Source organism: Streptomyces sp. NPDC046862, from assembly GCF_040704615.1.
Taxonomy (GTDB): Bacteria; Actinomycetota; Actinomycetes; order Streptomycetales; family Streptomycetaceae; genus Streptomyces.
Window position 1 is genome coordinate 1 of sequence record NZ_JBEYXP010000007.1, and the last position, 12,756, is coordinate 12,756.

Annotated in this window: 11 protein-coding genes; 2 read left to right on the forward strand and 9 right to left on the reverse strand. The window is 70.7% G+C overall.

Going from position 1 to position 12,756, the window contains the following annotated elements:
- Window positions 1-657 precede the first annotated feature (657 nt).
- Entirely contained in the window at window positions 658-1,656 is a 999-nt protein-coding gene (trpS, locus tag AB0959_RS09410) for a tryptophan--tRNA ligase (RefSeq protein WP_366825731.1), read from the forward strand.
- Between the two features lie 52 nt (window positions 1,657-1,708).
- Here the strand turns inward: trpS and proC are convergent, their stop codons facing one another.
- The 6 genes from proC to AB0959_RS09440 form a co-directional block, all read right to left on the reverse strand.
- Window positions 1,709-2,521 carry a pyrroline-5-carboxylate reductase gene (gene proC, locus AB0959_RS09415; protein WP_366825732.1) on the reverse strand — a complete coding sequence of 271 codons (813 nt, stop codon included), beginning with the start codon at window positions 2,519-2,521 and terminating at the stop codon, window positions 1,709-1,711.
- 133 nt (window positions 2,522-2,654) lie between these two features.
- Window positions 2,655-3,431, reverse strand: a complete 777-nt coding sequence (locus AB0959_RS09420; protein WP_366825733.1) for an ABC transporter permease — start codon at window positions 3,429-3,431, stop codon at window positions 2,655-2,657.
- Window positions 3,428-4,294, reverse strand: a complete 867-nt coding sequence (locus AB0959_RS09425) for an ABC transporter ATP-binding protein (protein WP_366825734.1) — start codon at window positions 4,292-4,294, stop codon at window positions 3,428-3,430. The genes AB0959_RS09420 and AB0959_RS09425 overlap by 4 nt, the downstream gene beginning before the upstream one ends.
- Before the next feature lie 210 nt (window positions 4,295-4,504).
- Window positions 4,505-5,284 (reverse strand): class I SAM-dependent methyltransferase, encoded by a 780-nt coding sequence (locus AB0959_RS09430; RefSeq protein ID WP_366825735.1) that lies wholly within the window; start codon window positions 5,282-5,284, stop codon window positions 4,505-4,507.
- A 142-nt stretch (window positions 5,285-5,426) separates the two neighbouring features.
- Window positions 5,427-5,930 (reverse strand): EamA/RhaT family transporter, encoded by a 504-nt coding sequence (locus tag AB0959_RS09435; RefSeq protein WP_366825968.1) that lies wholly within the window; start codon window positions 5,928-5,930, stop codon window positions 5,427-5,429.
- 260 nt (window positions 5,931-6,190) lie between these two features.
- Complete coding sequence (locus AB0959_RS09440; protein WP_366825736.1) at window positions 6,191-6,547, reverse strand: SH3 domain-containing protein; 357 nt, start codon at window positions 6,545-6,547, stop codon at window positions 6,191-6,193.
- A 181-nt stretch (window positions 6,548-6,728) separates the two neighbouring features.
- Here AB0959_RS09440 and AB0959_RS09445 point away from each other — a divergent pair, with 181 nt between their 5' ends.
- Window positions 6,729-8,987: a serine/threonine-protein kinase gene (locus AB0959_RS09445; RefSeq protein WP_366825737.1), complete on the forward strand. Its 2,259-nt coding sequence runs from the start codon at window positions 6,729-6,731 to the stop codon at window positions 8,985-8,987.
- Between the two features lie 101 nt (window positions 8,988-9,088).
- Here the strand turns inward: AB0959_RS09445 and ilvD are convergent, their stop codons facing one another.
- From ilvD to AB0959_RS09460, 3 genes are all read right to left on the reverse strand, one after another.
- On the reverse strand, window positions 9,089-10,942 hold the full coding sequence (gene ilvD, locus AB0959_RS09450; RefSeq protein ID WP_366825738.1) for a dihydroxy-acid dehydratase: 1,854 nt from the start codon (window positions 10,940-10,942) through the stop codon (window positions 9,089-9,091).
- Between the two features lie 144 nt (window positions 10,943-11,086).
- Entirely contained in the window at window positions 11,087-11,701 is a 615-nt protein-coding gene (locus AB0959_RS09455; RefSeq protein WP_366825739.1) for a TetR family transcriptional regulator, read from the reverse strand.
- Complete coding sequence (locus AB0959_RS09460; RefSeq protein WP_366825740.1) at window positions 11,698-12,522, reverse strand: sugar phosphate isomerase/epimerase; 825 nt, start codon at window positions 12,520-12,522, stop codon at window positions 11,698-11,700. The genes AB0959_RS09455 and AB0959_RS09460 overlap by 4 nt, the downstream gene beginning before the upstream one ends.
- Window positions 12,523-12,756: the final 234 nt, after the last annotated feature.

Here is a 12,756-nt window from a genome sequence, read left to right on the forward strand (position 1 = left end):
TCAAGGAACGGACGCTTCCTTTGTACTCACCCGAGAGACTCTCTCGTGGCTTTCCTCCGGGCGCTTCCCTTCGGTGTTTCCGACTCTATCAGATCTTTTTCCGATCCGATTTCTTCGGTGCTTTCCAGGTTGTCGCTCTCGCGCTTCCCTTTCCGGCGGTTCCGACTTTATCAGATCCTTTCGGTCCCGATTCCCCGTCGGAGGGGGGTGTCTTCGCGGCTGTTGGGCCGTTCCGACGAGTGAGACTTTAGCGGATTCCTTGCTCCCGACCTAATCGGGGGCTGCGCTCTTTCGAACGCGGATTCCTCATTCCGTAAATACGCATGCCAATGACATGACGACGGAACGTCGCTTGTCGGTTGGTACCTGCGGAAGGGCTGTCCGGGGACTGACCGGAGTCGGCGCTCACGTCGGACAACCCGGAGAACACTACGGACCGGGTCGGGGCGTGTCAACTTCCCTCCGGGGAGCACTCCGGAGGCGTAGTCTGGGGGCATGACTTCGCGTACGTGCACCCAGCTGTGGTGGGCCGCCTGACGGCGGCCGGACTCACGTATGCGCTCAACGGCCGCCGCTTCGGCGGCCGTTCTTGTTTCTCCCTCCTGGAGGAGCCGGCCGCGGGCAGCGGCGGTCCTGACCGGAGAGATGGAGAGGGAGATGACGCGGGTCTTCAGTGGGGTCAAGCCGACCGGGCATCTGACGCTGGGGAACTACCTGGGGGCCATGCGGCGGTGGGCCGCGGTCGACCAGCACCAGGGGGACGCCCTGTTCTGCATCGTCGATCTGCACGCGCTGACCGTGGACCACGATCCGGCCCGGGTGCGCAGGCTCAGTCGGCAGGCCGCGACGTTGTTGCTGGCGTCGGGGCTCGATCCCGAGGTGTGCACCGTGTTCGTGCAGAGTCATGTGGACGAACACGCCCGGCTGTCGTACGTGCTGGAGTGCGTCGCCACCGACGGGGAGATGCGGCGGATGATCCAGTACAAGGAGAAGGCGGCGCGGGAGCGGGTCCGGGGCGGGAGTGTGCGGCTGTCCCTGCTGACGTACCCCGTGCTGATGGCGGCCGACATCCTCGCGTACGGGACCGATGAGGTTCCGGTGGGCGACGACCAGGCGCAGCACGTGGAGTTGGCGCGGGATCTGGCGGTGCGGTTCAACCAGCGGTATGGGCACACGTTCGTGGTGCCACGGGCGACGCATCCGAAGGTCGCGGCGCGGGTCATGAACCTGCAGGAACCGACGGCGAAGATGGGGAAGAGCGAGGACGTCGGGCCGGGGATCGTCTATCTGCTCGATGAGCCGGATGTCGTGCGGAAGAAGGTCATGCGGGCCGTGACCGACAGCGGGCAGGAGGTCGTGTACGACCGGGAGGGGCGTCCGGGGGTCGCGAATCTGCTGGAGATCCTCGCGGCCTGTCAGGGCGGGACGCCTGAGGAGCTCGGTGGTCAGTACGAGTCGTACGGCGCGTTGAAGAGGGACACCGCGGACGCCGTGGTCGAGGTCCTCAGGCCCGTGCAGGAGAGGCACAAGGAGTTGTGCGCCGATCCCTCGTACGTGGAGGGCGTGTTGCGGACGGGCGCACAGAGAGCCCGGGAGATGGCGCGGCCGAGGGTGGACGCGGCGTATCGGGCGATCGGGTTGCTGCCGTCCGAGTAGGTGGGGTGAGTAGCGGGGGTGGAGCCGGTTCCATGTCGGCTCCACCCGGGTCCTAGCTGTTGTTGCCGGCGGCCAGCTCGCGGCTGCGGTCGCGGGCGGCTTCGAGCGCGGCGATGAGGGCGGCTCGTACGCCGTGGTTCTCCAGTTCGCGGATGGCGTTGATCGTGGTGCCGGCGGGGGACGTGACGTTCTCGCGGAGCTTGACGGGGTGTTCGCCGCTGTCGCGGAGCATCGTCGCGGCGCCGATGGCGGACTGGACGATCAGGTCGTGGGCCTTGTCGCGGGGCAGGCCGAGCAGGATGCCGGCGTCGGTCATGGCTTCGACCAGGAAGAAGAAGTACGCCGGGCCGGAGCCGGAGAGGGCGGTGCAGGCGTCCTGCTGGGCCTCGGGGACGCGGAGTGTCTTGCCGACGGCGCCGAAGATCTCCTCGGTGTGGGCGAGGTCGGCCTGGCTGGCGTGGGTGCCGGCGGAGATCACGGACATGGCCTCGTCGACGAGGGCGGGGGTGTTCGTCATGACGCGGACGACCGGGGTGCCGGTGGCGAGGCGCTCCTCGATGGAGGCCGTGGTGATGCCGGCGGCTCCGCTGATGACCAGGCGGTCGGCGGGGACGTGCGGGGCGAGGTCGTCGAGGAGGGTGGTCATGTCCTGGGGTTTGACCGTGAGGATGAGGGTGTCGGCGCTCTTGGCGGCCTCGGGGTTGGTGACCGGGGTGACTCCGTAGCGGGTGCGGAGTTCTTCGGCTCGTTCGGCGCGGCGGGCGGTGACCAGGAGGTCCGCGGGGGCCCAGCCGGCTCGGATCATGCCGCTGAGCAGGGCCTCGCCGATCTTTCCGGTGCCGAGGACTGCGACTTTCTGGGTCATGGTGCGGGTGCCCTCCGGGGGGGTGCGTCGTCCTGGAGTCATCCTCGCACTGGGGGTGGGGGGTGGGGGGAGGTGTCCGGTGGGTGGGCTGGTTGCGGGTCGAGGGTGGCTGGTCGCGCGGTTCCCCGCGCCCCTAAAGAGTTCGGCGTTTCAGGGTGGCTGCTCCGAGGGTCAGGACCAGGAAGGCGCAGGCTGCCACGATCAGGGTGTCGCGGAGGAAGGTGGTGGTCATGTCGGGGTGGTTGAGGACCTCGTTCATGCCGTCGACCGCGTACGACATCGGGAGGACGTCGGAGATGGCCTCCAGGGCGGGGTGCATGTTGTCGCGGGGGGTGAAGAGGCCGCAGAGGAGGAGCTGGGGGAAGATCACGGCCGGCATGAACTGGACGGCCTGGAACTCGGAGGCGGCGAAGGCCGAGACGAAGAGGCCCAGGGCGGTGCCGAGGAGGGCGTCCAGGAGGGCGACGACGAGGAGGAGCCAGGGGGAGCCGGTGACGTCCAGGTCCAGGAACCAGACGGCCAGGCCCGTGGCCAGGGCCGACTGGATGATCGCCAGGGCTCCGAAGGCCAGGGCGTAGCCCGCGATGAGGTCGGCCTTGCCGAGGGGCATGGCGAGGAGGCGTTCCAGGGTGCCGGAGGTGCGTTCGCGCAGGGTGGCGATGGACGTGACCAGGAACATCGTGATCAGGGGGAAGATCCCGAGGAGTGACGCTCCGATGTTGTCGAAGGTGCGCGGGCTGCCGTCGAACACGTAGCGCAGCAGGAAGAGCATCACGCACGGGATGAGGATCATCAGGGCGATGGTGCGGGGGTCGTGGGTGAGTTGGCGCAGGACCCGGGTCGCCGTCGCCGTCGTGCGGGAGTAGTTGATCGCGGTCTGGGGTTTCGGCGCGTTCGTCGAGGTGGTCATCGGGCCCTCTCCTTCTCCGGGGCGTTTGCCACTTCCGGGGCGCTTGCCGCGACGGCCTCGTCGACCAGGTGCAGGAACGCGGCTTCGACGGTCTCGGCGCCGGTACGGGTGCGCAGGGCGTCGGGAGTGTCCTCGGCGAGGATCCGGCCCTCGCGCATCAGGAGGAGCCGGTGGCAGCGCTCGGCCTCGTCCATGACGTGGGAGGAGATGAGGAGGGTCGCTCCGCGGTCGGCGGCGATGGTGTGGAAGAGGGTCCAGAGGTCTCGGCGGAGCACCGGGTCCAGGCCGACGGTGGGTTCGTCGAGGACGAGGAGTTCGGGGGTGCCCAGGAGGGCGACGGCCAGGGAGACGCGGCTGCGTTGGCCTCCGGAGAGGTTGCCCGCGAGGGCGTCGGCGTGGGAGGTGAGGTCGACGTCGGCGATGGCGCGGGTGACGTTCGCCCGGCGGCGCTCGGCGGCTTCGCGGCCGGGGTCGAGGATCGCGGCGAAGTAGGCGAGGTTCTGGCGGACCGTGAGGTCGTCGTAGACGGAGGGGGCCTGGGTGACGTAGCCGATGCGGGAGCGGAGGAGGGCGGCGCCGGCGGTGAGGCCGAGGACCTCAAGGGTGCCCCTGACCTTGGCCTGGGTGCCGACGATCGCCCGCATCAGGGTGGACTTGCCGCACCCGGACGGGCCCAGAAGGCCGGTGATCCTGCCGGGTGGGACGGTGAAGTCCAGGGAGCGGAGGACCGTACGGGAGCCGCGGGTGACGGTGAGGTCCTGGGCCCGGACAGCCGGCGGGTGTGATGAGTGCGGTGAGTGTGGCGGATCTGGCTGAGCTGGTGATCCCGGCTGCTCCGGCGGCCCTGGCGCATAATTCATCATGTGATGAATAGTGCTCCTGTCCGGATGGAGGCGTCAAGCGAGGGAGGGGGGCGGTCTCGTGGGCGGCGGCGGGGGGCGGGTGGGGACGGATGGTCCGCCGCATGGCGCGAGGTCAGGGCGTCACGTGGATCGAGGATCGGGGCGCCGCGTGGAACGAGGGTCAGGGGCGCCGCGTGGAACGAGGGTCAGGGGCGCCGCGTGGAACGAGGGTCAGGGGCGCGGCACGACGATCAGCACGACGTCGTAGATCTCCTCGATCATGCCGCTGGGGAACGTGTCCAGGAGGAGGGTGCGCTCCTGCGTGAGGAACGTGTGGGTGGGCTCGTCCCCGAGGACCAGGAAGACCGAGTGGCTGCCGATGTTGGCGAGGTGGATGTCGATCGGGACGGTGCGGCTCCAGCGGAGTGTGCGGACTGTGCACTCCGGTTGGTGCGGGGCGCCGGCGAACACCTCGGCGGTGCGGGCGCGGCGGCCCGAGCCGCGCACGGTGGTGACGTCGCCGCCGATGTAGGTGTTGATGCGCAGGCTCTGGGCCTCGATCCAGGGGACGTCGGCGGCGCTGGTGTTCCACCAGAGGGCCAGTGCGCCGCCGGGGCGCAGGACGCGCATCGCCTCCGGGAGGGAGCGGGCGGGGTCCGTCCAGTGCCAGGCCTGGGCGTAGGTGATGAAGTCGGCGGAGGCTGTGGCCAGGGGGAGGGCGTCGCCGTATCCGCGGACGATCGGGATGTGCGGGTGGGTCCGGCGGAACTGGGTCGTCATGCCGTCGCCCGGTTCCACGGCGAGGACGTGGGCGCCGCGTTGGTGGAGGAGCGTGGTGGCGATGCCTGTGCCGGCGCCCACGTCGATCGTGCGGGAGCCGGTGAGCGGGCGGGCCGCCATGTCCTCGATCGCGTCGAAGAGGGCGGGTGGGTAGGAGGGGCGGTTCGCGGCGTACTGGGCCGCGGCGGCGTTGAAGGAGTGGGCGTGGTCGGAGCGCGCGGACGTGGTCATACGGTCATGGTGGCGGGGGTGGGGGGCCTGGGCCAGGGAACGGAACTCCCAGTGAGTCCCCAGTGAGTCCCCATGGGGTCCCCGTGGGATGCCCGTGGGATGTTGCGCCGGCCTGATCGGCCTCGTCTCGTCCCCCGTCCCTCTAACCCCTGCGCCGGCGCGACGGGTTGCCCGTGCGGCGGGATGTGCGGCGGGCGTACTGGGCGCGGGCCGTCTCGTACTCCTCGCGGTGGAGCTTCTCGCCGGGGGCCTCGGTGAGGGAGCGGAAGAAGTAGGCGACGAGGGAGCCGAGGAAGCCGATGGTCATGAGGCCGCGCAGGGAGGCCTGGCGGTCGGGGTCGGGGCGCTTGGTGAACGAGCCCCAGGTGTGGCCGAAGGCCAGCGCGCTGCACGCGGCGAACATCACCACGACCAGGAGGCTGACCAGGCCGCCCACGGCCGCGATCTGCAGGCCCTGGTAGGCCATGCGGAGCACCACGCAGGCGACCGCGGCCGCCGCGAGCGAGCCGGCGGACACCGCCAGGCGGCGGGCCCGGTAGCCGTCGTCGTGGTTCAGCCAGGTCGTCCCGAAGTAGCGGATGGGCTCGGGGTGCGGGCCCTTGGGGGTCGCCACGGTGGTGTCGGGGGAAATGGCGCCCGCCGATATGCCGCTCTGCTCGTCGCTCACGCGGCCATTATGGCTCCGGTGCCGGCGAGGCCCACAGGGGCTCCGGGGCCCACAGCGGCTTCGCGGCCGACAGCGGCTTCGCGGCCGACAGCGAGCAGTGACGTTCCGGGTGGCTCGGTCGGCCGTCGTGTCGTGAACGTCGTGAGGCCGTGCCCGCGTTCGTCGCGCGGGCACGGCCGGAAATCACCCAGTGAGGCTGATGGCCTCAGGCCTCGTACGCCTCGTATGCCTCATACGCCTCACGAGCAACGCGACGCCACGTACCCGTCGCTGCCGGTGAACACGTACGCGTCCGAGGCGTAGTCGCCGTCGCCGATGTTGTCCCACAGGTTCGTCGTGCCGTACGGGCCGCTGATCGTCTCGCCGGGGCGCTGGCAGTAGATGGGAACCCGGGCGCCCTCGGGCAGGACGCGGACGATGCTGTAGCTGGTACCCGGGCCGCCGCGGACGTTGAGGCGGACGCCCGGCGCGACCGAGTAGTAGCGGACGGCCGCCGTCACCGAAGCCGTCACCGATGGCGTCACCGACGCCGTCGCCGTCGCGACGGCCTCCGAGCCGTCTCTGTCCTCTGTCTCCTGGACACGGTCAACAGACATGAAAACCTCCCCCGTTTTGACCCCATGACTGCCATGGGGTCCCGATGATTCCCCTAAATCAGGCCACGCACACATGTGCGCTGTTCGCACGCCGAGGCTAGCAAGCCGCCTCTGTCCCGTACGAGTCATCGACTAGGCTCCGTGCGTCGCGCGTGCGGACGATCAGCACGGGGGTGAGTCCATGGCGCCACAGCCGAATACCGGAACGGGCGCGGAAGCGGAACTTCCCGAGTACGCCGGTCAGTACCGCCTGGAGTCCCGCCTCGGCTCCGGCGGCATGGGTGTCGTCCATCTGGCCAGCTCGACCTCGGGGCTGCGTCTCGCGGTCAAGGTGGTGCACGCCGAGTTCGCCAAGGATCCCGAGTTCCGGGGGCGGTTCCGGCAGGAGATCGGCGCGGCGCGGAAGGTGAGCGGTGCCTTCACCGCGCCCGTCGTCGACGCCGACCCGGAGGCCGAACGCCCTTGGATGGCCACCCTCTTCATCCCGGGGCCCACACTCGCGGACCATGTGAAGCGGAACGGCCCGATGGCTCCGGCCCAACTGCGGCGGCTCATGGCCGGGCTGGCGGAGGCGCTGCGTGACATCCACCGCGTCGGGGTGGTCCACCGGGATCTGAAGCCCAGCAACGTCCTGCTCGCCGAGGACGGTCCCAAAGTCATCGACTTCGGCATCTCCCGGCCGAAGGACAGCGAACTGCGGACCGAGACCGGGAAGTTGATCGGTACTCCGCCGTTCATGGCGCCCGAGCAGTTCCGCCGCCCGAGGGAGGTCGGGCCCGCGGCCGACATCTTCGCGCTGGGCTCGGTGATGGTGCACGCGTCGACAGGTCGCGGGCCGTTCGACTCGGACAGCCCGTACGTGGTCGCGTACCAGGTCGTGCACGACGAGCCGGACCTGACCGGCGTACCGGAGAACCTCGCGCCGCTCGTGCTGCGCTGCCTCGCCAAGGAGCCCGAGGACCGGCCCACACCGGACGAGTTGATGCGCGGACTGCGGTCCGTGGCCGCCCTGTACGACACCCAGTCGTTCGTCACCGCCCAGCCTGCGGACACCGCGGTCCAGCGGGCGGACGGCATGGGCCGGCGGGCGAACGGTATGGCCGGGACCAACAGCCCTGACGCGCCGGAGAAGCCGGAGAAGCACGAGACACCCGAGCCGGCCGAGGGGCCCAAGGCGGCCGAGGTGGGCGAGGCGGCCGAGGTGCCCGAGATGGGCGCCAGTCCGCGTCTGCGGAGGCGGGCGCTCCTCGCCGCCGGGGCCGTGGTCCTCACCGTGGGGGCGGCGCTCGGCTCGGTTCAGCTGCTGGGCGGCGGTGAGGCCGGGGGGAAGGGGGAGGCCCCTCCGGCCGCGTCCGCGTCCGCCGGTGTGAAGCCCTGGGACGCGAAGCCGGCTTCCGCGAAGGGCGGGTCCGGGGCCGAGGGCACGCCCCAGTGCTCGTACGGGGCGGGCAGGTTGCTGTGCGCGCAGTCGGGGCTGGTCTCCGCTCTCGACCCGGCCGACGGCCGCGTGGTGTGGCGGCGCGCCTTCGCGAACGTGGACGTGAGCGGGCCGCCCGTCGTGTCGGGCGGGCTGGTGCACGTGTCGGTGGGTGCCGATCAGCACCTGGAGGCGCTCGACCCCGACACGGGCAGGACCCGGTGGAAACAGGACCGGTCCGCGTACAACAGCCTGAGTTTCGCGGGCGGCATGGTCCTGCTCAGCTCCGCCGACGGCACGGTCACCGGTCTGGACGGCGCGACCGGCAAGAGGAAGTGGCGGCACTCGGTACCCGGCTACGGCGAGGCGTTCTTCACCTCGTTCGCCGGGGACCGCCTGGCCTATCTGACGAGCCCGGCCGACGACGGGTCGAGCACGCGGGTCGCCGCGGTGGATCCGGTCACGGGTGACGTGCGGTGGGAGGCGCGGCTGAAGGGCTTCCTGAAGCCGGTCGGCAGCGGGGACGGGCGCGGGGGCGGGGGCGGGGACGGGCGCGTCTTCTTCGTCTCCGTGGACAAGGTGTTCGAGGACACCCAGGCCGTGGTCCGCTACGACCCGGCGACGAAGGCGTCGCGCCGGGTGCCCCTGCCGGTCCGGCTCCAGCAGACCGCCGCCACCGTGCACGGCGACAAGGTGTTCCTGCTGGCCACCGGTGGTTCACTGGTGGCCGTCGACACGGACGCGCGCAAGCAGCGGTGGAACCTGGAGACGTCCGTGATCCGGGGGTCCTCACCCGTGGCCGACGGCGGGCGCGTGTACTTCACGGCACCTGACGGACGGCTGCTCGCCGTGGACGCCGGCACGGGCAAGCTCCTCGGGCAGACCTCGCCGCGGCTCGGCACGCACTCCGACCAGGTGACGGGCTCGCTGCCCGAGCCCGTGGTCGTCGGCGGCCTGGTCTGCACGAGCGCGCCCGACGGAACCGTGTTCGCGGTGGACCGGGACGACCCGGAGGACTGGTGACGTAAGCGGACTGGTGACGTAAGCGGACTGGTGACGTAAGGGGGCCGCTCCCTGAGGAACGGCCCCCGCTTTACGTCACAGGACCTACGTCACAGGGGGCCTCAGCCCAGCTTGCTCACGTCCCGCACCGCGCCCCTGTCGGCGCTCGTGGCCATCGCGGCGTAGGCGCGGAGGGCGGCGGAGACCTTCCGGTCGCGGTTCTTGGGGACGTACGCGCCGTTCAGGGCCTGCTCGCGGCGGGACAGTTCGGCGTCGTCCACGAGGAGCTCGATCGTGCGGTTCGGGATGTCGATGCGGATGCGGTCGCCGTCCTCGACGAGCGCGATCGTGCCGCCGGACGCCGCCTCCGGGGAGGCGTGGCCGATGGACAGGCCCGAGGTGCCGCCGGAGAACCGGCCGTCCGTGATCAGGGCGCACGCCTTGCCGAGGCCACGGCCCTTCAGGTACGAGGTCGGGTAGAGCATCTCCTGCATGCCGGGGCCGCCCTTGGGGCCCTCGTAGCGGATGACGACGACGTCGCCCTCCTTGATCTGCTTCAGCAGGATCTTCTCGACGGCCTGCTCCTGCGACTCGCAGACCACGGCCGGGCCCTCGAACGTCCAGATCGACTCGTCGACGCCGGCCGTCTTCACCACGCAGCCGTCGACGGCCAGGTTGCCCTTGAGGACGGCCAGGCCGCCGTCCTTGGAGTACGCGTGCTCGGCGGAGCGGATGCAGCCCTCCGCCGCGTCCTCGTCCAGGGCCTCCCAGCGCTCGGACTGGGAGAAGGCCTCGGCGGAGCGGACGCAGCCCGGGGCCGCGTGCCACAGCTCGACCGCCTCGGCCGAGGGCGATCCGCCGCGCACGTCCCAGGTCTTCAGCCAGTCCGCCAGCGAGGGGCTGTGCACCGCGTGCACGTCCTCGTTGAGCAGGCCCGCGCGGTGCAGCTCGCCGAGCAGGGCGGGGATGCCGCCGGCGCGGTGCACGTCCTCCATGTAGTACGTGCGGGTCTTGGCGACGTTCGGGGCGACCTTCGCGAGGCAGGGCACCCGGCGCGAGACCGCGTCGATCTCGTTCAGACCGAAGGGGACCTCCGCCTCCTGGGCCGCGGCCAGCAGGTGCAGGATCGTGTTGGTGGAGCCGCCCATGGCGATGTCGAGGGCCATGGCGTTCTCGAAGGCCGCGAAGGTGGCGACGGAGCGGGGCAGGACCGTCTCGTCGTCCTGCTCGTAGTAGCGGCGGGTGATGTCCATCACCGTGCGGGCCGCGTCCTCGTACAGCGCCTTGCGGGCGGTGTGCGTGGCGAGGACCGAGCCGTTGCCGGGGAGGGAGAGGCCGATCGCCTCGGTCAGGCAGTTCATCGAGTTGGCGGTGAACATGCCGGAACAGGAACCGCAGGTCGGGCAGGCGTTCTCCTCGATGCGGAGGATGTCCTCGTCCGAGATCTTGTCGTTCACGGCGTCGGAGATCGCGTCGACGAGGTCGAGCGTACGGACCGTGCCGTCGACGAGCGTGGCGCGGCCGGACTCCATGGGGCCGCCGGAGACGAAGACCGTGGGGATGTTCAGCCGCAGGGCGGCGTTCAGCATGCCCGGGGTGATCTTGTCGCAGTTGGAGATGCAGATCAGGGCGTCGGCGCAGTGGGCCTCGACCATGTACTCCACGCTGTCGGCGATCAGGTCGCGGGAGGGGAGGCTGTACAGCATGCCGCCGTGGCCCATCGCGATGCCGTCGTCGACCGCGATGGTGTTGAACTCGCGCGGGATGCCGCCCGCCTCGACGATCGCCTCGCTGACGATCCGGCCGACCGGCTGGAGGTGGGTGTGGCCCGGCACGAACTCGGTGAAGGAGTTGGCGACGGCGATGATCGGCTTCCGTCCGATGTCCGCGCCCGGTACACCGGAGGCCCGCATAAGGGCACGGGCGCCGGCCATGTTGCGGCCGTGGGTGACTGTGCGGGACCTCAGCTCGGGCATCGCGCTCGCTCCTTTGAGACTGCGATCAGAGACTTCTGACGAGAGTCTGACTGTTGTCGAGCCTACGCCCGTGAACCAAGGGGTGGACGCGGTGTCCGGAATGCGGGATGTGTATCTCGGAGCGAGGACGGTGCCGACAGTTCTCTAGGGTCGGGTCAGGTGCGCCTGGACCACCGGGGCCACCCTCGCGATGATCTGCTCCGGGTCGGCGGAGGCCAGCGGCTCGACCTTGATGACGTACCGCAGCATGGCGGTCCCCACGAGCTGCGCGGCGGCGAGTTCGGCGCGCAGTTCGGCGTCGGGGAGGTCGAGCTTGCGGGCGATGCGGTACAGCAGTTGCGAGGAGACCAGCCGGCGGAAGACCGCGGCCGCGGCCTCGTTGTTCACGGCCGAACGGACGATGGCGAGCAGCGGTGTGCGGGTGGCCGGGTTCTCCCAGAGGCCGAAGATGGCCCGGGTCATGCGCTCGCCCACGCCGTCGAGGGGGCCTTCCACGACCGCCTCCCGTACGACCAGGACGGGCGAGAACGCGACCTCGACGGCCGCCTCGAAGACCTGCTCCTTGGTGCCGAAGTAGTGGTGGACGAGCGCCGAGTCCACCCCGGCGGCCTTGGCGATGCCGCGCACGGACGTCTTGTCGTAGCCGCGCTCGGAGAACTCCTCCCGGGCGGCGTCGAGGATGCGGTCGCGGGCGGCCGGGGCATCGGCCGAGTCCGTACGGGAGGGCCGTCCCCTGCGGCGGGGAGTGGCCGCGCTCACCGCCGGGGCACCTTCACGGCCGAGGCGAGGTGGAGGCGGGTGAAGGCGAGGGCTTCCGCCAGGTCGGCCTCGCGCTCGGCAGCGGACATCGCGCGGCGGGTGTTGACCTCGATGACCACGTGGCCGTCGAAGCCGGTGAGCGCGAGGCGCTCCAGCACCTCGGCGCAGGGCTGGGTGCCGCGGCCGGGGACGAGGTGCTCGTCCTTGTTGGAGCCGGCTCCGTCGGCGAGGTGGACGTGGCCGAGGCGGTCGCCCATGCGGTCGAGCATCTGCAGGGCGTCGGTACGGGCGGTCGCGGCGTGGCTGAGGTCGATCGTGAAGTGACGGTAGTCGTCCCGCGTCACGTCCCAGTCGGGGGCGTAGGCGAGCATCTCGCGGTCGCGGTAGCGCCAGGGGTACATGTTCTCGACGGCGAATCGTACGTCCGTCTCGTTCGCCATCCGCCAGATCCCGGTGACGAAGTCGCGGGCGTACTGGCGCTGCCAGCGGAAGGGCGGGTGGACGACGACCGTGCCGGCGCCGAGCTTCTCGGCGGCGGCCTGGGCGCGCTGGAGCTTGACCCAGGGGTCGGTGGACCACACGCGCTGGGTGATCAGCAGGCAGGGGGCGTGGACGGCCAGGATGGGGATCTGGTGGTAGTCGCTGAGGCGGCGCAGGGCCTCGATGTCCTGGCTGACCGGGTCGGTCCACACCATGACCTCGACTCCGTCGTACCCGAGGCGCGCGGCGATCTCGAAGGCCGTTGCCGTTGACTCCGGATACACGGAGGCCGTGGACAGCGCGACCTTCGCATCCGGGATGCGCACCACTGGTTCTGCCACGAAGGACAGGTTACGGGGTTGCCGGGTGCCTCCGGCGGTTGGGCTGGGGGGCCTGGTCGCGGTTGTGGGGTCTCGCCGTGGGCGGGTGCGGGTTCGTTGTGGCTTGTCGCGCAGTTCCCCGCGCCCCTGGCCGGGCGGCACTCGCCGTGGGCGGGTGCGGGTTCGTTGTGGCTTGTCGCGCAGTTCCCCGCGCCCCTAGCGGGGCGGTGCTCGCCGTGGGCCTGTGCGGGTTGC

What these genes read in the sequence shown, in the direction of transcription:
- trpS (WP_366825731.1), top strand. Translation starts at nt 658, where the DNA reads ATGACGCGGGTCTTCAGTGGGGTCAAGCCGACCGGGCATCTGACGCTG.
- proC (WP_366825732.1), bottom strand. Translation starts at nt 2,521, where the DNA reads ATGACCCAGAAAGTCGCAGTCCTCGGCACCGGAAAGATCGGCGAGGCC.
- AB0959_RS09420 (WP_366825733.1), bottom strand. Translation starts at nt 3,431, where the DNA reads ATGACCACCTCGACGAACGCGCCGAAACCCCAGACCGCGATCAACTAC.
- AB0959_RS09425 (WP_366825734.1), bottom strand. Translation starts at nt 4,294, where the DNA reads ATGATGAATTATGCGCCAGGGCCGCCGGAGCAGCCGGGATCACCAGCT.
- AB0959_RS09430 (WP_366825735.1), bottom strand. Translation starts at nt 5,284, where the DNA reads ATGACCACGTCCGCGCGCTCCGACCACGCCCACTCCTTCAACGCCGCC.
- AB0959_RS09440 (WP_366825736.1), bottom strand. Translation starts at nt 6,547, where the DNA reads ATGTCTGTTGACCGTGTCCAGGAGACAGAGGACAGAGACGGCTCGGAG.
- AB0959_RS09445 (WP_366825737.1), top strand. Translation starts at nt 6,729, where the DNA reads ATGGCGCCACAGCCGAATACCGGAACGGGCGCGGAAGCGGAACTTCCC.
- ilvD (WP_366825738.1), bottom strand. Translation starts at nt 10,942, where the DNA reads ATGCCCGAGCTGAGGTCCCGCACAGTCACCCACGGCCGCAACATGGCC.